The organism is Streptomyces sp. ISL-10, from assembly GCF_018614575.1.
Classification (GTDB): Bacteria; Actinomycetota; Actinomycetes; order Streptomycetales; family Streptomycetaceae; genus Streptomyces.
The window spans coordinates 258,333-275,321 of sequence record NZ_JAGGOJ010000017.1 but is presented as its reverse complement, the minus strand read 5'-3'; the positions used below and the strand labels follow the sequence as shown (position 1 = coordinate 275,321).

18 protein-coding genes, 2 tRNA genes and 1 pseudogene are annotated in these 16,989 nt (G+C 71.1%); 11 read left to right on the top strand and 10 right to left on the bottom strand.

The features are described 5' to 3' along the window. Positions 1 to 1,036: 1,036 nt before the first annotated feature. Positions 1,037 to 1,978, top strand: coding sequence for a Ku protein (locus tag J7E88_RS22190; protein WP_215183726.1), 942 nt, complete (start codon positions 1,037 to 1,039; stop codon positions 1,976 to 1,978). On the opposite strand, the gene J7E88_RS22185 is transcribed toward J7E88_RS22190, so the two are convergent. Together J7E88_RS22185 and J7E88_RS22180 are read right to left on the bottom strand one after the other, a co-directional pair. Beyond that, on the bottom strand, positions 1,975 to 2,310 hold the full coding sequence (locus J7E88_RS22185; protein ID WP_215183724.1) for a DUF6233 domain-containing protein: 336 nt from the start codon (positions 2,308 to 2,310) through the stop codon (positions 1,975 to 1,977). The two genes, J7E88_RS22190 and J7E88_RS22185, sit on opposite strands and share 4 nt — an antisense overlap. Positions 2,311 to 2,332: 22 nt before the next feature. Next, entirely contained in the window at positions 2,333 to 2,704 is a 372-nt protein-coding gene (locus J7E88_RS22180) for a hypothetical protein (protein WP_215183722.1), read from the bottom strand. 178 nt (positions 2,705 to 2,882) lie between these two features. On the opposite strand from J7E88_RS22180, the gene J7E88_RS22175 reads away from it, so the two are divergent. Beyond that, positions 2,883 to 3,029 carry a hypothetical protein gene (locus J7E88_RS22175; protein WP_215183720.1) on the top strand — a complete coding sequence of 49 codons (147 nt, stop codon included), beginning with the start codon at positions 2,883 to 2,885 and terminating at the stop codon, positions 3,027 to 3,029. Positions 3,030 to 3,036: 7 nt separating this feature from the next. Here the strand turns inward: J7E88_RS22175 and J7E88_RS22170 are convergent, their stop codons facing one another. Next, positions 3,037 to 3,912 (bottom strand): PaaX family transcriptional regulator C-terminal domain-containing protein, encoded by an 876-nt coding sequence (locus tag J7E88_RS22170; protein ID WP_215183718.1) that lies wholly within the window; start codon positions 3,910 to 3,912, stop codon positions 3,037 to 3,039. After that, entirely contained in the window at positions 3,909 to 4,553 is a 645-nt protein-coding gene (locus J7E88_RS22165) for a GNAT family N-acetyltransferase (RefSeq protein ID WP_215183716.1), read from the bottom strand. Before J7E88_RS22165 ends, J7E88_RS22170 begins: the two co-directional genes overlap by 4 nt. A 114-nt stretch (positions 4,554 to 4,667) precedes the next feature. Between J7E88_RS22165 and J7E88_RS22160 the strand changes: the two genes are divergently transcribed. Continuing rightward, positions 4,668 to 5,732: a S9 family peptidase gene (locus J7E88_RS22160; protein ID WP_215183714.1), complete on the top strand. Its 1,065-nt coding sequence runs from the start codon at positions 4,668 to 4,670 to the stop codon at positions 5,730 to 5,732. 300 nt (positions 5,733 to 6,032) lie between these two features. Here the strand turns inward: J7E88_RS22160 and J7E88_RS22155 are convergent, their stop codons facing one another. From J7E88_RS22155 to J7E88_RS22145, 3 genes are read right to left on the bottom strand one after another with little or no spacing between them, the layout of a single operon-like run. Further along, positions 6,033 to 6,551: a GyrI-like domain-containing protein gene (locus tag J7E88_RS22155; RefSeq protein WP_215183712.1), complete on the bottom strand. Its 519-nt coding sequence runs from the start codon at positions 6,549 to 6,551 to the stop codon at positions 6,033 to 6,035. 58 nt (positions 6,552 to 6,609) lie between these two features. Then, on the bottom strand, positions 6,610 to 7,266 hold the full coding sequence (locus J7E88_RS22150) for an SDR family oxidoreductase (RefSeq protein ID WP_215183710.1): 657 nt from the start codon (positions 7,264 to 7,266) through the stop codon (positions 6,610 to 6,612). 34 nt (positions 7,267 to 7,300) lie between these two features. Beyond that, the gene (locus J7E88_RS22145; protein WP_215183708.1) at positions 7,301 to 8,536 is read right to left on the bottom strand and encodes an amidohydrolase family protein; all 1,236 of its coding nucleotides are present in this window, start codon (positions 8,534 to 8,536) and stop codon (positions 7,301 to 7,303) included. A 390-nt stretch (positions 8,537 to 8,926) separates the two neighbouring features. Between J7E88_RS22145 and J7E88_RS22140 the strand changes: the two genes are divergently transcribed. The 8 genes from J7E88_RS22140 (at position 8,927) to J7E88_RS22105 (ending at position 13,825) form a co-directional block, all read left to right on the top strand. After that, positions 8,927 to 8,999 (top strand) — tRNA-Thr (locus J7E88_RS22140). A gap of 44 nt (positions 9,000 to 9,043) precedes the next feature. Next, a tRNA-Met gene (locus J7E88_RS22135) sits at positions 9,044 to 9,116 on the top strand. Between the two features lie 89 nt (positions 9,117 to 9,205). Beyond that, complete coding sequence (gene rpmG, locus J7E88_RS22130; protein ID WP_003956487.1) at positions 9,206 to 9,370, top strand: 50S ribosomal protein L33; 165 nt, start codon at positions 9,206 to 9,208, stop codon at positions 9,368 to 9,370. Between the two features lie 169 nt (positions 9,371 to 9,539). Then, positions 9,540 to 9,992: a MaoC family dehydratase N-terminal domain-containing protein gene (locus J7E88_RS22125; RefSeq protein WP_215183706.1), complete on the top strand. Its 453-nt coding sequence runs from the start codon at positions 9,540 to 9,542 to the stop codon at positions 9,990 to 9,992. Next, complete coding sequence (locus J7E88_RS22120) at positions 9,992 to 10,420, top strand: MaoC family dehydratase (RefSeq protein ID WP_215183704.1); 429 nt, start codon at positions 9,992 to 9,994, stop codon at positions 10,418 to 10,420. The genes J7E88_RS22125 and J7E88_RS22120 overlap by 1 nt, the downstream gene beginning before the upstream one ends. A gap of 150 nt (positions 10,421 to 10,570) precedes the next feature. Next, positions 10,571 to 11,128: a TetR/AcrR family transcriptional regulator gene (locus J7E88_RS22115; protein WP_215183702.1), complete on the top strand. Its 558-nt coding sequence runs from the start codon at positions 10,571 to 10,573 to the stop codon at positions 11,126 to 11,128. 76 nt (positions 11,129 to 11,204) lie between these two features. Beyond that, complete coding sequence (locus J7E88_RS22110) at positions 11,205 to 12,674, top strand: MFS transporter (protein ID WP_215183700.1); 1,470 nt, start codon at positions 11,205 to 11,207, stop codon at positions 12,672 to 12,674. 95 nt (positions 12,675 to 12,769) lie between these two features. Beyond that, positions 12,770 to 13,825: a UDP-N-acetylmuramate dehydrogenase gene (locus tag J7E88_RS22105; RefSeq protein ID WP_215183698.1), complete on the top strand. Its 1,056-nt coding sequence runs from the start codon at positions 12,770 to 12,772 to the stop codon at positions 13,823 to 13,825. A gap of 122 nt (positions 13,826 to 13,947) precedes the next feature. Here the strand turns inward: J7E88_RS22105 and J7E88_RS37465 are convergent. The 3 genes and pseudogenes from J7E88_RS37465 to J7E88_RS22095 all read right to left on the bottom strand — a co-directional run. Beyond that, a pseudogene (locus tag J7E88_RS37465) lies at positions 13,948 to 14,423 on the bottom strand (NAD(P)H-binding protein); the annotation flags it as partial. Positions 14,424 to 14,428: 5 nt separating this feature from the next. Beyond that, entirely contained in the window at positions 14,429 to 15,457 is a 1,029-nt protein-coding gene (locus tag J7E88_RS22100) for an adenosine deaminase (RefSeq protein ID WP_215183697.1), read from the bottom strand. Between the two features lie 119 nt (positions 15,458 to 15,576). Next, positions 15,577 to 16,803, bottom strand: coding sequence for a pyridoxal phosphate-dependent aminotransferase (locus J7E88_RS22095; protein WP_215183695.1), 1,227 nt, complete (start codon positions 16,801 to 16,803; stop codon positions 15,577 to 15,579). Positions 16,804 to 16,989: the final 186 nt, after the last annotated feature.

The window sequence follows — 16,989 nt, the reverse complement described above, 5'->3', positions numbered from 1 at the left end:
ACTACTGGCGCAGGACACTAGCCGGCTTCGTTTGGATCACCGGTTTGACCAGAGGGAGATGCCCGACGACGTGGAGTCCGCCAGGTAGAGGTCCGCGGTCTTCTCCCATCGGGTGGCGATGCCGCGCCACGGCTTGAGGCGGTTGATGCACCGCTCGACGGTGTTGCGCTGTGGGCCTCGCGGCGGAAGGCAGGTGGCCTGCCGCCACCGGCTGCCCCGACGCAGCCGGTGGCCCGCTGATCCGCCGGAACGGCTATCACCACGCCCGGACACCGCGCTTGCGCAGGTGCTCGCGGATGGCGCGGGACGGGTACGCCTTGTCGGCCGGGACCAGATCCGGTTGGTCCGGGGCGGTCCACGGCGGAGGGGAACTCGCAGACGTGTCATCACATCCGCGAAAGCGGGCGCGTCACCGACCTGGGCTGCCGTCGCCGGACCCGGCCGGCTCCGGCCGGCTCCGGCCTCGGCGGTGGGCGTACGTCCGATACTCGGCGCGGCCACGCCCGCATGCTGTGCCGTCCTCGACCGGGTCGAAGCATCTGCGTACGGCGGCCAGCCCGCACGGCGTGGATGACCGTAGCCGGGAGCGGGGAGTCCAGCAGCAGCCGCAGGTCCCTGCCGAGCTGCTCATCCTCGTCCTCCGTCACCGCCCGCTCGGCGAGGATGAGCACGTTCGGCCCGTCGAGACGAAGAATCGAGCGGCAGCATGTTCTCCCGGCCAGGCCGCTGAGACGAAGTCCGCGGCATGGTCGAGGTAGTAAACCGCTCGTGCTCGGCCGGTCCAGGGGCCTTCTGTGGGGGCGGGCACCCCTCCGGCCGGAGAGATGCCCGCGGTTCTCATCGGTGTGGATAAGTCTGGCGCTGCTGCCAGCGCTGTTTGGATAGGTCTCTGACCAGCAAGAACAGGCCGGGCAGCGCTGAGCACCGGTGTCCCGACTGCCCGCCGACCGATGGCTGTTGAACCAGAGATGGTCTGCCTCGCGCTGCCGATCACCGTAGGCTGGCCATGCTCGGGGCTCATCGTGGAGGTCTCGTCATGCCCCGTCCCATCTGGACCGGCGCGATCAGCTTCGGGCTGGTCACGATCCCGATCAAGGTCGTGCCCGCCACCGAGAGCCACAACATCTCCTTCCGGCAGATCCACCTGGAAGACGGCGGCCGGATCCGCTACCGGAAGATCTGCGAGCTGGACGGCAAGCAGCTGTCCGACGACGAGATCATCCGCGGTTACGAGGTCTCCAAGGACACTCTCGTGCCCGTGCGGGACGAGGACCTCGAGGAGATGCCGCTGCCGACCGCGAAGGCGATCGAAATCGTGGCGTTCGTGCCCGCCGAATCGATCGATGCCGTGCGGATCGGCGACAGCTACTACCTGGCCGGCGACGGGCAAGTCGCGGCCAAGCCCTACAAGCTCCTGCGCCAGGCCCTCCAGCGCAGCTCCAAGGTGGCCGTCGCGAAGTTCGCGCTCCGCGGCCGCGAGCGGCTCGGGCTCCTGCGGGTCAAAGACGACGCGCTCGTTCTGCACTCCATGCACTGGCCCGACGAGATCCGGGACTCCGGCGAGGTCGCCCCGCCGCCCGTCGAACTGGGTGACTCGGAGGTCGACGAGGCGATGAGGCTCATGGACGCGATGTCCGAGGACCACATGCCCGCCTACACCGACCACTACCGCCAGGCCCTCGAAGACGTCATCTCCGCGAAGGCGGAGGGGAAGAAGCCGCCGCAGCCCGAGGAGGCTCCGGAGCCGGGCGGGCAGGTCGTCGACCTGATGGCCGCCCTGAACGCGAGCGTGGAGGCGGCACGTGAGTCGAGGGGCGAGGACGCCACGGTGCACGACATGTCCGAGAAGAAGGCGGCGAAGAAGACGAAGAAGGCCCCCGCGAAGAAGGCCCCCGCGAAGAAGACGGCCGCGGAGAAGACGGCCGCGAAGAAGACCGCGGCCAAGAAGACGAGCAGCCGACGGAAGTCTGCCTCCTAGTCCAGCACCCCGAGTTCCGTGTCCGGCCGGCAGTGCGGGCATGCCTCGACACCCTCGGCAAGCGCCCGCACCGCCGTCTGCCGCGGCACGCCTGCGCTGCGCCCGCCTGTCATGTGGCAGCCGCCGACGTGCACGTATACGGGCAGATGATCGCGGCCGATGCCCATCTCCAGAACCCAGTCCGGTTGCGTCGGCCGGTGAGCGGCACCGCGCTGCCGCTCGGCCTCCCGCTGCTCGACCGCGTTGATCCGCTCTCGCACCCGCTGGAGGGTCATGACGAGCCACGTCTCCAGGGTGCGTAGCCGGGGCAGATCAGGCGGCAGATCCGACATAGCCGTACCAGCAGACGTGCGGTCAGGCGGCGGTGTCGACGTCGACCGTCGGCACCGCCGACGGCCGCGTCTCGGCCCTGAGCACGCTGCGGGCCTTCACCCGCTCCTCGCCGTCCAGCGTCTGCCAGTACGGATGCGAGGCGATCCGGACGGACAGGTCGGTGCACTCCATCCGCAGCCGCTTCACCGCCTGCTTCTGCTCGTTGCTCCAGCCGGGGCTGCTCTCCCGGCCACCGGTGACCTCGCCGGTGTGCGGGTGCTCGGTGCCGGGCCAGCCGGCCATGGGTTCCACGCTCCACGGCAGGGTGCGGCAGAGGGCGGCCAGCTCGGAAGTCGCCTGGTGAAGGCGGATCTGCGCAGCGCGCAGGTCGTCGGGGAAGTCGGTTCCGGCCATGACCAGAATCATACGCCTGTTCGATTAAATGCGGCAGCAGTCATGCCCGATGCGAGTGCGTGAGGCGGCCCGGCAGTGTTCCGCGTTGAGCCCCCGGCCCCGGCCCCGGCCCCCGGTCCGCGCCGGCCGCGCCTGGTAGGTGTCCAGGAGGCGGGTCCGCGCGCCAGGGTGCACGCGCATGGGCGCTCGCCTCGAACTGCCGGCGTTCGTCACGGTGCACCGGTGCCGCCCCCGATGGCTGCCGGATCATGACCGGCATGCCGAACACGCCCTGGACAGCAAGGCTCTCTCGGCGCCTTCCCCCGGCATGACCTGCGCCGTCTGATCCGTTTTCAGCGCGTGGCCCGGTCCGCTGCTTCGCGGGTGATGTCGGCGTAGAGGCGGAAGAGGGCCGGGCGGGCTTCGCCATGGTCGCGTTCGTGCAGGGCTGCCCAGCACCCGGCGATGAGCTCCCGGGCCTGGGTGCCGGGCCAGGGCTGGGGCAGGAGCTGAGGCGGCAGCAGCGGGTCGGGCTCCATGGCGCGGGTGAGTTCGGCGGCCAGCTCGACCGCGATGGTGAGGAGCGCGGAGGGGGAGAGTCCGGCAGGGCCGGTGAGCCGGTCGAGGCGGGGCTGGGCGATGCGGCTGAGGCGGTGGTAGCGGTCGGCGATCCCCTGCAGGGGCCACAGGTGGCGGGCGAGTTCGGCAGGCTCTTGGATGTCGCCCCTGCGCAGGTCCGTCGTGGTGAGGAGGGTGAGCGCGCCGTGGGCGCCGAGGCGGTGGGCCGCGTCTTCGACGTACGGTTCCCAGGTGTTGGCGCAGACGTACAGTCCGCCCTGGAGCGGCGCGCCCCCGAGGTGGACGAGCGTCTCGCGCAGGGCGCCGCGGGCCGTGCGTGCCGATTCGGGCACGGCGAAGGCGGCCAGGTGCCAGACGCCGTCCCAGGGGGCGAGCCCGGCGTCCTGGCGGAATGCGTGCCGCAGGAAGTCCTCGTTGGGGGCCAGGGCGTGTGTGGTGGCTTCGGTTGCGTGCAGCAGTGCTTTGCGGCCGCGGCCTTCGTGGGTGAACCGGCTCTCGGCCACGAGGCGTTTGACGCACAGCCGTACCTGCTGGTCGCTCATGCCGAGGGTCGCGGCGACGGTGTAGAGCTCGTCCGCGCTGACCGTGCCGTCCTCGCGGATCAGTGCGTGGACGAGCATGCGGGTGGGGATCTCGATGTGGTCGCTCATGGCGTGCGCAGTCCTCTCGGCCCCTTCGCCTCGACGGGGCGGTGCATGGTGGTCACCGCGCCGAATCCCAGCAGTCTGCGCAGGTAAGGCGTGTGCTCGGTCCGTACGGCCGTGAAGCCGCGCCGCTCGTAGAGGGCTCTGGCGCGCGGATTGGTGTCGATCACGTCCAGTCTGATCTCCCGGCAGTCCTGCTCCGCCGCGACGGCGGCCACTTCCTCGATGAGCAGACTCCCGACGCCGCGGCCGCGTAGGCCCGCGTCCACGGCGATGCCGTCCATGACGAGTTGCCCGGGGGCCGGGTGGCGTTCGAACAGGGCGAGGATCAGGAGTCGGTGCAGTCCTCTCAGGTGTCCGTACGTGCGCAGCACGGCAGCCGCCGATCCGCCGGTGAGGGCCCGGCCGCCGAGCTGGTAGCCGGCGAGGCCGACGAGTTGTCCGTCGAGGAGCGCGCAGACCGCGCGATCGGCGTTCAGGTGGGCGGCGATGAAGGGCACCGCCTTGTCCGGCGGGTTCAGGGCGGGGCCGAGTTTACGGCCGAAGGCACCCCAGTACAGCTCGGCCGCCTGCCGCTCGGCGCCGGCCGGAACGCCCCGCCGGACCGTCACCGGTCCCGTGCCGGTATCAGTCGGGTCCAGTCCCATGCCGTGCCCCCTTCTCGCTGCAACCTTCGCTCAAAACTATCACTCTCGCGACGACCGTTCCAGCAATGATAGTTTCAAGTGGAGCGTGAACCCGAGCAGAGGCGGTCAGATCCCATGTGTCCAAAGATCCAGCCCCGACGGCGCGGGCTCCGCATCGCCGTGTGGTCACTCGTCACGTCCTTGGTCGTGGCCGCCGGGCTCGTCGGTGTGGTGCTGTGGCAGCACTCCTACGACATGCACGAGCAGCGGGTCTCGATCCGCCACGGCGGCCACACCCTCAACGGCGTACTGGCCACCCCCGAGGACGGCCGAAAGCGCCACGGCCTGGTCGTGTACGTCCACGGCGACGGCCCCATCGACGCCACTCACGACGACGGCTACAAGCCCCTGTGGGAAGCGAACGCCAAGGCGGGGTACGCCTCCCTGTCCTGGGACAAGCCCGGGGTCGCCGGCGCACCCGGCGACTGGCTCGACCAGTCCATGGACGACCGGGCCGACGAGGCATCCGCCGCCATCGCCTGGGCGCGCGCCCGTCCGGATATCGACGGCGACCGGATCGGGCTCTGGGGCGCCAGCCAGGCGGGCTGGGTCCTGCCGAAGGTCGCCGCCAAGACGCCGGTGAGCTTCGTCATCGCCGTCTCGCCCGCGATCAACTGGCTCCAGCAGGGCCGCTACAACCTCCTCGCCGAGCTGCGGGCCGACGGCGCGTCGCCGGCCCGCACCAAGGCCGAGATCGCCAAGAGCGACACCACCCGCCGGCTGCTGGCACGCCACGCGACCTTCGAGGAGTACGTCGAGGCCATGCGCGGCGACACGGACGGCATGACGGCCGGCCGCTGGGGCTTCATCTCCAAGAACTACACCGCGGACGCCACGCAGGACCTCCGTGCCCTGCGCGGGGTGCCGGTGCTGCTGACTCTCGCGGGCCATGACATCAACGTGGACACCGCCGACACGGAGCGCGTCTACCGCAAGGTGCTGGACGCGGGCGGTGCATTGGAAGCCAAGCGGTACCCGGACGCGACCCATTCACTGCTCAAGCAGTCCGTCGAACGCTCGGACCCCAAGATTACGCTCACCGCGCTCTTCTCCCCGCGCTCGCTCTTCGCGGACGGATTCCTGGACGACCAGCGACAGTTCCTGAAGTATCTCGGCCGAGGCGGCAACACCACTCCATGACACTCCCGCAAGGCCGGCCGTGGTGCGTGGTGCACGTCCACGTGTACCGCGCGGTGCGCTGTGAAGCGAACGCCGACATGGGGGCTGCGGCGGATCGAAGAGCCTGCGGCTGCCGCTCGTCGACGACGCCGACACGACGGACGTCCTCCGGGCCCGGCTCGCGGCCGAGCGGGAGCGCTGGGAGCAGCAGCACGGTCAGGATCCGGGTACGTGAAAGGGCTCGGGCCGTCTCCGTCGCCGGCGGCGTCCGCGCATGCAGACGCCGCCCCGGCTCGGTGCGCTCAGGTGCGCTCGGTGTGCTCAGTCCACCCGATCCGCCAGGCGGAAGGCCAGTTCGATCTCCCACTTCGACGGGTCCGGCTCCAGGCGGGGATCGGTCAGGTACGACTCCAGGCGGCACGCCCAGTGCTCCACGCCGTCGACCTCGGTCATGTCCCAGGTCAGGCCTTCCCGGACCGCCCACGCGTGCAGGGCCGCGACCACGTCGGACAGCTGGTCCGGGTGGCCGAGGTGGTGGACCGTCGCATAGCGGCCCGCCGGGAGCAGGGCCATGCCGATGTCGCCCTCCGGCTCCGGCATCGACGTCACCGGCATGCCTGCCTCGACCACCGACTCCGCACCCATGGCGACGGTGTCGAAGCGGAAGAACGGCGCCCCCGCGAAACCGGCGCCCCGGGCGTTCAGCCAGCCGATCAGTTCGGGCAGGCGGTCGGCGATCACGGCGAAGTCGTCCATCCGGACGGAACCGCGGATGTAGGCGTAGAGCTGTTCGCCGCGTTCCACGACCGTGGGGCTGATCTCTGGTGTCTGCTGACTCATGACATCAATGACCTTGCGGGTGTGGGGAATTCATCGGCCGGGATCGGTCGATGGCGCGTCAGTTGCCGGCGACGTCCTTCACGGCCACCGTCACCGGGACCGAGCCGCTGACGAGTTCGAGCGTCAGCCCCGCCGTTGCCGCTGACTCGGTCATCTCGGCGAGCACCGCCGCTACATCGTCCCGCGGTACCGAGCCCCGTCCCGTGGACGCCTCCAGTCGCACCAGCCCGTTGCCGGCGTCGTTCGTGAGCGTTCCAGGGCGCAGGATCGTCCAGTCGAGGCCGGACTTGCCGCGTACGTAATCGTCCGCGGCGCCCTTGGCCCGCAGATACGCGTCGAACACCTCGTCGCCCTCGTGTCGCGCGTCCGCGCCCATCGTGGAGACGACGATGTACCGCCGTACGCCTGCTCGTTCCGCCGCGTCGGCGAAGAGTACCGCGGCGCCGCGGTCGACGGTGTCCTTGCGTGCGATGCCGCTGCCGGGGCCCGCGCCTGCCGCGAAGACCGCCGCGTCGGCGCCCTGGAGCACCGCGGCGGCCTCTTCGACCGACGCCGACTCCAGATCGAGCAGAACCGGTTCGGCTCCCGCTTCCCGCAGATCGTCGCCCTGCTCCCGGTTGCGGATGATGCCCGCCACCTCGTGCCCGCCCGCGGAGAGCAGCCGCTCGAGTCGGCGCGCGATCTGACCGTGTCCACCAGCGATGACAATGCGCATGCCTACGACCGTACGTCCGAAACGCGGCCTGCGCTCAGGGACAGCCGTCCGGCCGCCCCTGGCGCGGCAGTTCGAGCGCGACGGCCGCCGCCGAGTCGCAGTATTCGCGTACGGCGCTGGTGCGGGCCACTACGCGGCCGCGGTGGATGACGATCCGGCTGTACGCGAGGGACAGCACGCCCGAGATCAGCTCACCGCGCACGGCGAGCAGCTCCGCGGGGAATCCCGCCTCGACCCGTACCTCGGGCAGGCCCATCACCCTGCGGGCGGTGCCGGCCACGCGGTCGTACGCGTCCGTCGGCCGCATCCCGCCCTGCGAGGCGAGCAGGTAGGCGGCTTCCAGCGGATCTCCCCGCCCCACCGGGTTGGCGACGATGTCGCGCAAGGCGCCGCTGCCCGCGGCGACGGTGACGCCGGCGGCGCGCAGCAGCCGCACGGGCGCGTTGCCCCGCTGTTCGACGCCCGCGCAGCCGCCCTGGGGCAGTGAGACCACCGTGACGCCGGCGGCGGCCAGTTGGTCGGCGGCACGGGCGGCGATGTCGCGCGGCAGCCTGGCGAGTCCGGCGCAGGGGCCGATCGTCACGCCCGGGCGCAGCCCGCCGGCCATGGCGGCCAGCCGGGCGAGCCGGGCCGGGTCGTCGCCATGGGTGTGCAGGTCGACCGGGCAGCCGTGTTCGGCGGCGATCTCCAGGACCGTCTCGGTGTAGCCGGTGGGGTCGGGATCGGCGTCCGGGCAGCCGCCGACGACCCCGGCGCCCATCTTCATCGCGTCGCGCAGCACGGACAGGCCCTCGGCACCCGCGACGCCCGTCAGCAGCCGGGGCACGGCGACCGTGGTCAGATCGGCGAGGCCGCGCAGCGAACACCGCGCCTGCAGCACCGCCTCCAGGGCGCCGAGCCCCTGCACGTCCCCGATGCGCACATGGGAGCGCAGCGCGGTCGCCCCGTGCCCGAGTTGCAGCAGAGCGGCCTCGGTGGCGCGCCGCTGGATGTCGTCGGGGTCGTACGAGACCGGGCCCGGGTACTCCGCACTGAGCGCCGTGTCGCCGTGGGTGTGCGGCTCGGCGGGCGCCGGGAGCAGCAGGAAGCCGCGCAGGTCGAGACGGGCGGCGTGCGGGGGGAGGCTGCCGGCGGTGCCCACCGCCTCGATGAGGCCGCCGCCGAGCCGTACGTCGACGATGCGGCCGTCCGTGAGCCGGGCGCCGCAGAGCAGCAGCGCTGTGGAGTCCGCGGTCGCGCCGTCGGGGGGCTGCGGCTGGCTGTCGGGCATCGCGCTCCTGTGGGGGCGGTCGGGCTCGGGGTGTAGGCACCGGCGGGGATCGGCTTTCCCGGGGGTCGGGGCCGGGGACCGGGGCCGGAGGAACCGGAGAGGATCACGCAGCGTGAGTCGAGCCTAGGGCGGCTCGCAGTGGGCTTCGAGGAAGAGCGCAATAGTCGTACCGGTGTGGTCGCATGTGGCGTACGGGACGTCCGGGGCGCGGGGGAGCAAGCGGGGCAACGGGGGCGTGGCCGTGGGTGCCACCCGGGTGGCACAGGGGGCGTCGCTGAGGCGTGGGGCGGGAGTGCTGACCGGAGGCGCCGCGCGGCCGAGGGCCCGGACAGAGGCGTGGGAAACGGATTTGGGCGATCGGCGCGCGACCGTGTAATGTCTTCATCGCTCGCCCCAATAGCTCAGTCGGCAGAGCGTCTCCATGGTAAGGAGAAGGTCTACGGTTCGATTCCGTATTGGGGCTCTGGTGCGGTAGCCCTCACCTTCGGGTGAGGGACTCCGTATCAAAGCGGTGTAGCTCAGTCGGTAGAGCAAGCGGCTCATAATCGCTGTGTCACCGGTTCAAGTCCGGTCACCGCTACACACAGTAGCCGATTGTGGGGTCGGTCCTTCGATCGGCTACTCTTTTCTGCGTTCATCCGTCCATCCGTCCGTCCAAGGAGCACTCACGTGGCTGCCACCGACGTCCGCCCGAAGATCACGCTGGCCTGCGTGGAGTGCAAGGAGCGGAACTACATCACCAAGAAGAACCGGCGCAACAACCCGGACCGTCTTGAGATGAAGAAGCACTGCCCGCGCTGCAACTCGCACACGGCGCACCGCGAAACGCGCTGAATCAGGCTCGTACACGAGGCCGTCCCCGATGGGGGCGGCCTCGTGTCGTTTATCGCCGTCACGTCGGCACTCCGGCGGTGGGATCACGCGGTAGCTCGGCGGGATCACGCGGCAGTCCCGTAGTAGTGGGATCCCCAGTAGTGGGATCGAAGCAGGAGGGAGCCAGTCCATGGCGCTCGACCAGTCCTTTGTCGGGCGGACCTATCCGCCCACCGCGCCGTACGAGGTGGGCCGGGAGAAGATCCGTGAGTTCGCCGAGGCGGTGGGAGACGCGAATCCCGCCTACATCGACCGGGAGGCGGCCGCCGCGCTCGGGCACGCCGATGTGATCGCCCCGCCGACCTTTGTGTTCGCCATCACCTTCAAGGCGGCCGGCGAGGTCGTGCAGGACCCGCAGCTGGGGCTGGACTACAGCCGAGTGGTGCACGGCGACCAGAAGTTCGCCTACCGGCGCCCCGTGCGGGCGGGGGACCGGCTGACGGTCACCTCGACCATCGAGTCGATCAAGTCCCTCGCGGGCAACGACGTTCTCGACATCCGCGGTGAGGTGTACGACGAGGCGGGCGAGCACGTCGTGACCGCCTGGACCAAGCTGGTGGCGCGCGCCGCCGAGGAGGCGTGATGGCAGCGAAGATCTCTTACGCGGACGTCGAGGTCGGCACGGAGCTGCCGGCGCAGAGCTTCCCCGTGACCCGTGCCACGCTCGTGCAGTACGCGGGTGCCTCCGGCGACTTCAACCCGATCCACTGGAACGAGAAGTTCGCCGTCGAGGTCGGGCTGCCGGACGTGATCGCGCACGGCATGTTCACGATGGCCGAGGCGGCCCGTGTGGTGACGGACTGGCTGGGCGACCCGGGCGCGGTGGTCGAGTACGGAGTGCGCTTCACCAAGCCGGTCGTCGTGCCGAACGACGACAAGGGCGCGGTCATCGAGGTCAGCGGCAAGGTCGCGGCGCTCCTGGACGACAAGCGGGTGCGGGTGGACCTGACGGCCACGAGCGGTGGGCAGAAGGTGCTCGGCATGTCCCGCGCGGTGGTCCAGCTCGCCTGAGCGGCACGGCAGCGGTAAGGGGCGCTCCTCCGAGTAGGGCGCCCCTTACGGCAGGCACACCCCTGACCTGGGAGCGCTCCTTATATGTGTCACCAGGACATGTGCCTTCAGGGTTGACCAGATTAGTAATTGGTCACTAACTTGGCTTCCATGGTCAGGATGAGTGCGGAGGAGCGGCGCGAGAGCGTCGTGCAGGCGGCGATCACCGAGTTCGCCCGCGCCGGTTATCAGGGGACGTCGACCGAGGTCATCGCCAAGCGGGTCGGTGTCTCCCAGCCGTATCTGTTCCGTCTCTTCCCGAACAAGCAGGCCATCTTCCTCGCCGCGTCCACGCGGTGCCTCGCCGACACCCGCCGCGTCTTCGACGAGGCCGCCGAGGGGCGCACGGGGGAGGAGGCCCTGGATGCGATGGCAGGCGCCTATCAGCGTCTGATCGCCGACGACCCCGACAAGCTGCTCATGCAGATGCAGACGCACGTCGCGGTGGCGGCGGCCGAGGCCGCCGGTGACCACGCGTTCGGCGAGCAGGTGCGGGCCGGGTGGCTGGAGCTGTGGGACGCGATTCATCTGCACCTCGGTGCGGACGTGAAGGAGACGACCACGTTCCTGGCCTACGGGATGCTGATCAACGTTCTGGTGTCCATGGGCTTTCCCGCCGATCACCGCATCTGGTCGGGCTTCCACGTCACGCGCCCTGCCGGGGAGTGATCCGGCGCGGAGCGCGATCAGCGCTCTTCTCTGCCCGTGAAAGTTAGTCATCGATAACTAACCCTCTAGGGGAGCAGTGAAACAGAATCCGCCCGCACCCCGCGGCAGTGCCGCCTGGGCCCTCGTGATCACCAGCGTCGCCGGCTTCATGGCGGCCCTGGACAACCTCGTCGTCACCACCGCCCTCCCTGCCATCCGGGAGGACCTGGGCGGCGCGCTCGAAGACCTGGAATGGACGGTGAACGCCTACACGCTCACGTTCGCCGTCCTGCTGATGCTGGGCGCCGCACTCGGGGACCGCTTCGGCCGGCGCAGGATGTTCCTCGCGGGCCTGACGATCTTCACCGGCGCGTCCGCCGCCGCCGCACTCGCGTCGGGCATCGACGCCCTCGTCGCCGCCCGCGCGGTCCAGGGCGTCGGGGCCGCGATCATGATGCCGCTCACGCTGACCATCCTCACCGCCGCCGTGCCGGCCGCCCGCAGAGGCGCGGCACTCGGGATCTTCGGCGCCGTCACCGGCCTCGCCGTCGCCAGCGGTCCGCTCATCGGCGGCAGCCTCACCGAACACATCGCCTGGCAGTGGATCTTCTGGCTGAACGTGCCGATCGGCCTGGCACTGCTGCCCCTCGCCCGGCTGCGTCTCGCCGAGTCGTACGCCCCCGACGCCCGCCTGGACGTACCCGGCACGCTGCTGGTCAGCGGCGGCCTTTTCGGCATCGTCTACGGCCTCGTCAACGGAAACGCCCACGGCTGGACCAGTACCCGCGTCCTGTTCGGCCTGATAGCCGGCGCCGTGCTGCTGGTCTCCTTCGTGTGGCACGGTCATGCGGCTGCCAAGCCCATGCTCCCGATGCGGCTGTTCCGCAACCGTGCCTTCTTCGGGATCAACATCGCGAGTCTGCTGATGTTCCTGGGAATGTTCGGGTCGATCTTCCTCCTCAGCCAGTTCCTGCAGGGCGTCGCGGGCTACTCGCCCACCGAGGCAGGCCTGCGGATGCTCCCCTGGACGGGTATGCCGCTGCTCGTCGCGCCCGTCGCGGGCTACCTGTCCGACCGGATCGGCGGCCGTCCCGTCGTCGCCGCCGGCCTCGCACTGCAGGCCGTGGGGCTCGGGCTGTTCGCCCTGGTCCTCGAGCCCGGCGTCTCGTACGCGGCGCAGTTGCCGGCACTGATCCTCGGCGGCGTCGGCATGGCCCTGTACTTCGCCCCGGCCGCCAGCGTCGTGATGTCCAGCGTCCGGCCCGCCGAACAGGGCATCGCCTCCGGTGCCAACAACGCGCTGCGCGAGGTCGGCGGCGCCCTCGGCATCGCCGTGCTCGGCGCGGTCTTCGCGGCCCGAGGAGGCTACGAGTCGGCCCAGGCGTTCACCGACGGCACCGTTCCCGCTCTCTGGATCGGCGCTGCGGTGGTGGCCGTGGCCGCCCTCGTCGCGCTGATGATCCCGCGCGGGCGGACCACGCCCGACTCACCGGGAAGCGACTCAGCGGCGAGTGAGCCGCCGGCCAAGAGCGACACGGTCGCGGAGCCGGAGCGGGTTGCCGTCTGACCACGCCCCGTCCGCCCCGCTACGGCCCCGTCCCGTACGCCCCCGGTCCGTGGCCCCGCCCGAGCGGCGCGGCCACGGACCGTACCCTTGTCCCCGTGCAGGAACTTCACGACGCCCCCCTCGCCCCCCTGACCACCTTCCGGCTCGGCGGTCCCGCGACCCGCCTGGTGGTGGCCACCACCGACGACGAGGTGATTGCCGCCGTCCGCGAGGCCGACGGCAGCGGCACCCCGCTGCTGATCATCGGCGGCGGCAGCAACCTGGTCATCGGCGACAAGGGCTTCGACGGCACCGCCCTGCGCATCGCCACCCGAGGCTTCGCGCTCGACGGGACGCGGCTGGAGCTGGCCGCGGGCGAGGTCTGGACCGACGCGGTCGCCCGCACCGTCGAAGCGGGCCTCGCCGGGATCGAGTGCCTCGCCGGAATCCCCGGCTCGGCGGGCGCCACCCCGATCCAGAACGTCGGCGCATACGGCCAGGAGGTGTCCGGCACGATCACCGAGGTCGTCGCCTACGACCGCGTCACCGGGCAGACCGTGACGCTGGCCAACGAGGAGTGCGCCTTCTCCTACCGGCACAGCCGCTTCAAGGAGCACCCCGAGCGCTACGTCGTGCTGCGCGTCCGGTTCGCGCTGGAGGACGCGGGCGGTCTGTCCGCCCCCGTGAAGTACGCCGAGACCGCCAGGGCTCTCGGCGTCGAGGTCGGTGACCGGGTCCCCGCGGCCCATGCCCGAGAGACCGTGCTCCGGCTGCGCGCCGGCAAGGGCATGGTGCTGGACCCGGAGGACCACGACACCTGGTCGGCGGGCTCGTTCTTCACCAACCCGATCCTCACGGCGGCCGAGTACGAGACCTTCCTCGGCCGCGTACACGACCGGCTCGGCGACGGCGTCGCCCCGCCCGCCTACCCGGCCGGCGACGGCCGCACCAAGACCTCCGCCGCATGGCTGATCGACCGGGCGGGCTTCACCAAGGGCTACGGCTCCGGCCCGGCGCGGATCTCCACCAAGCACGCCCTCGCGCTCACCAACCGGGGCGAAGCCACCACCGAGGACCTGCTGGCGCTGGCCCGCGAAGTGGTGGCCGGGGTCCGGGACGCCTTCGGCGTGACCCTCGTCAACGAGCCCGTGACGGTCGGCGTCAGCCTCTAGCCAGGCCGTGTCCCGCGAGGTGTCGCCTGGCCCGCGACGCTTTGCCCCCACGACCTCCGGCGTGGGACGTCCCCCAATCTCACGGCCTCCGGCACACTTCCCCGCGCCGGTCTTCGGGCGCGTCAGTACGCGACGCCGTCGCCCTGCCCGACCGTCGCGGGGTCACCGGTCACCGCGAGCACCGCGTGCGCGACGTCCCCGTCCCCGGGGCCGATCGTCCGGGAGCTGGGCGGGTTGCCGCCGACGACCGTGCGGTAGCGGCTTGTCGAGCAGCCGGGGCGGCCGCACGGCCGTCCAGTCCGTGGCGCTGCGCGCCGACTCGCTCTCCATGACCTCGCAGGTCCGTGAAGATGTCCTTCAGCACCGAGCTGATCAGGGACATCGGCGCGGTCCAGCAGCGGCTCCCGTTCCGCCGCCACGCGCAGTGGCGCCGCTGACAACGAGTAGCCGGCGGGTTTGCTCGGCCTCCATCGCGGCCGGCACCGACCGGGTCAGCCGGGCCGCGATTGCGGCGTCGGTCTTCCTGCGGGGCCGAGCCCGACAGCACCGCGTCCCGCCCGGCGACGGCCGGACGGAGAGTCTCGGGGCCGTTCAACCGCCCCTTCAGCCCCCCGGGCCGGCCAGCCAGTCGTCGACCCCGGCGAGCAGTTTCTCCTTGACCTCCTCCGGCGCCGCCGAGCCGCGCACCGACTGGCGGGCCAGCTCCGCGAGTTCCGCGTCCGTGAAGCCGTGATGGCGGCGGGCCAGCTCGTACTGGGCCGCCAGTCGGGAGCCGAACAGCAGCGGGTCGTCCGCACCCAGCGCCATCGGGACCCCGGCGTCGTACAGCGTCCGCAGCGGTACGTCCTCCGGCTTCTCGTACACGCCCAGCGCCACGTTCGACGCCGGGCACACCTCGCAGGTCACTTGGCGCTCGGCCAGCTTGCGCAGCAGCCGCGGGTCCTCCGCCGCGCGCACGCCATGGCCGATGCGGGTGGCGTGCAGATCGTCGAGGCAGTCCCGTACCGAGGCGGGACCCGTCAGCTCGCCGCCGTGCGGGGCCGCCAGCAGGCCGCCTTCGCGGGCGATGGCGAAGGCGCGGTCGAAGTCCCGCGCCATGCCCCTGCGCTCGTCGTTGGAGAGCCCGAACCCGACGATGCCCCGGTCCGCGTAGCGAACGGCGAGCCGTGCGAGGGTGCGGGCGTCCAGCGGGTGCTTCATCCGGTTCGCCGCGACCAGGACGCGCATCCCCAGACCGGTCTCCCGCGACGCGCTGTCCACCGCGTCGAGGATGATCTCCAGTGCCGGGATCAGGCCCCCCAGCCGGGGCGCGTACGACGTCGGGTCGACCTGGATCTCCAGCCAGCCGGAGCCGTCCCTGATGTCCTCCTCGGCCGCCTCGCGCACCAGCCGCTGGATGTCCTGCGGCTCACGCAGACAGGAGCGGGCCATGTCATACAGCCGCTGGAAGCGGAACCAGCCCCGCTCATCCGTGGCGCGCAGTTTGGGCGGCTCGCCTCCGGTCAGCGCCTCGGGCAGGTGCACGCCGTATTTGTCGGCGAGTTCGAGGAGGGTGGCGTGCCGCATCGACCCGGTGAAGTGCAGGTGCAGATGGGCCTTGGGCAGCAGGCTGACGTCTCGTACGTGCTCCATTCGGGGATCCTGCCGCACGAAACCCGTCCCGGTCAGCCGTTTTCCCCGATCGGGTTCTTGCTCGAACACAGAAACGGGCCCCCGGCCGAAGCCGGGGGCCCGTACCGCACGGGGCCGGGTCAGTCGCGGGCCTCGGCGAGCAGCTTCTGGACCCGGGACACGCCCTCGACCAGGTCCTCGTCGCCGAGTGCGTACGAAAGACGCAGGTAGCCGGGGGTGCCGAAGGCCTCGCCCGGGACGACCGCGACCTCGACCTCGTCGAGGATCAGAGCGGCGAGCTCCACCGAGGTCCGCGGACGCTGTCCGCGGATCTCCTTGCCCAGCAGCCCCTTGACCGACGGGTACGCGTAGAACGCGCCCTCGGGGGTCGGGCAGACCACGCCGTCGATCTCGTTGAGCATCTTCACGATGGTCTGGCGGCGGCGGTCGAAGGCCTTGCGCATCTCCGCGACGGCGTCCAGGTCACCGGAGACGGCGGCGAGGGCGGCCACCTGAGCCACGTTGGAGACGTTCGACGTGGCGTGCGACTGCAGGTTGGTCGCGGCCTTGACGACGTCCTTCGGGCCGATGATCCACCCGACGCGCCAGCCGGTCATGGCGTACGTCTTGGCGACACCGTTGACGACGATGCACTTCTCGCGGAGCGCCGGCACGAGCTGGGGGAGCGAGGTGAACGTCGCGTCGCCGTAGACCAGGTGCTCGTAGATCTCGTCGGTCAGCACCCACAGGCCGTGCTCGGCGGCCCACTCGCCGATCGCGCGGGCGTCGGCCTCGCTGTAGACGGCCCCGGTCGGGTTGGACGGCGAGACGAAGAGGACGACCTTGGTCCGCTCCGTACGCGCGGCCTCCAGCTGCTCGACCGAGACGCGGTATCCGGTGGTCTCGTCGGCGACGACCTCGACCGGGACGCCGCCCGCGAGGCGGATGGACTCGGGGTACGTCGTCCAGTACGGCGCCGGGACGATGACCTCGTCACCCGGATCCAGGATCGCGGCGAAGGCCTCGTAGATGGCCTGCTTGCCGCCGTTGGTCACCAGGATCTCGGCGGGGTCGACCTCATAGCCGGAGTCGCGCAGCGTCTTGGCGGCGATGGCCTTCTTCAGCTCGGGCAGACCGCCGGCCGGCGTGTAGCGGTGGTACTTCGGGTTGCGGCAGGCCTCGACGGCGGCCTCGACGATGTAGTCGGGCGTCGGGAAGTCGGGCTCACCCGCGCCGAAGCCGATCACCGGACGCCCGGCGGCCTTGAGGGCCTTGGCCTTGGCGTCGACGGCGAGGGTCGCGGACTCGGAGATCGCGCCGATGCGGGCGGAGACCCGGCGCTCGGTGGGAGGGGTTGCAGCGCTCATGCCGCCCATGCTCGCAGACGGCGAACGGAGGCGGCACACAGGTTTCGCGGAGCGGACAACAGTGGTCAGAAGTGGACCCGAGGGCATTGTGTTCGACGACGGGCCTGGGAACACGTACACTCACTGGTCGTTGGCCTTCACCAGCCACATCCGCACCGGGCACTTAGTGCACCCGGCCGGATGCGG

Coding starts and splice junctions, on each gene's coding strand:
- J7E88_RS22100 (WP_215183697.1), bottom strand. CDS start 15,457: ATGGAGCACGTACGAGACGTCAGCCTGCTGCCCAAGGCCCATCTGCAC.
- J7E88_RS22170 (WP_215183718.1), bottom strand. CDS start 3,912: ATGAGCGACCACATCGAGATCCCCACCCGCATGCTCGTCCACGCACTG.
- J7E88_RS22115 (WP_215183702.1), top strand. CDS start 10,571: ATGGTCAGGATGAGTGCGGAGGAGCGGCGCGAGAGCGTCGTGCAGGCG.
- J7E88_RS22120 (WP_215183704.1), top strand. CDS start 9,992: ATGGCAGCGAAGATCTCTTACGCGGACGTCGAGGTCGGCACGGAGCTG.
- J7E88_RS22175 (WP_215183720.1), top strand. CDS start 2,883: ATGGGCGCTCGCCTCGAACTGCCGGCGTTCGTCACGGTGCACCGGTGC.
- J7E88_RS22190 (WP_215183726.1), top strand. CDS start 1,037: ATGCCCCGTCCCATCTGGACCGGCGCGATCAGCTTCGGGCTGGTCACG.
- J7E88_RS22185 (WP_215183724.1), bottom strand. CDS start 2,310: ATGTCGGATCTGCCGCCTGATCTGCCCCGGCTACGCACCCTGGAGACG.
- J7E88_RS22125 (WP_215183706.1), top strand. CDS start 9,540: ATGGCGCTCGACCAGTCCTTTGTCGGGCGGACCTATCCGCCCACCGCG.
- J7E88_RS22180 (WP_215183722.1), bottom strand. CDS start 2,704: ATGGCCGGAACCGACTTCCCCGACGACCTGCGCGCTGCGCAGATCCGC.
- J7E88_RS22155 (WP_215183712.1), bottom strand. CDS start 6,551: ATGAGTCAGCAGACACCAGAGATCAGCCCCACGGTCGTGGAACGCGGC.
- J7E88_RS22095 (WP_215183695.1), bottom strand. CDS start 16,803: ATGAGCGCTGCAACCCCTCCCACCGAGCGCCGGGTCTCCGCCCGCATC.
- J7E88_RS22165 (WP_215183716.1), bottom strand. CDS start 4,553: ATGGGACTGGACCCGACTGATACCGGCACGGGACCGGTGACGGTCCGG.
- J7E88_RS22150 (WP_215183710.1), bottom strand. CDS start 7,266: ATGCGCATTGTCATCGCTGGTGGACACGGTCAGATCGCGCGCCGACTC.
- J7E88_RS22145 (WP_215183708.1), bottom strand. CDS start 8,536: ATGCCCGACAGCCAGCCGCAGCCCCCCGACGGCGCGACCGCGGACTCC.
- J7E88_RS22160 (WP_215183714.1), top strand. CDS start 4,668: ATGTGTCCAAAGATCCAGCCCCGACGGCGCGGGCTCCGCATCGCCGTG.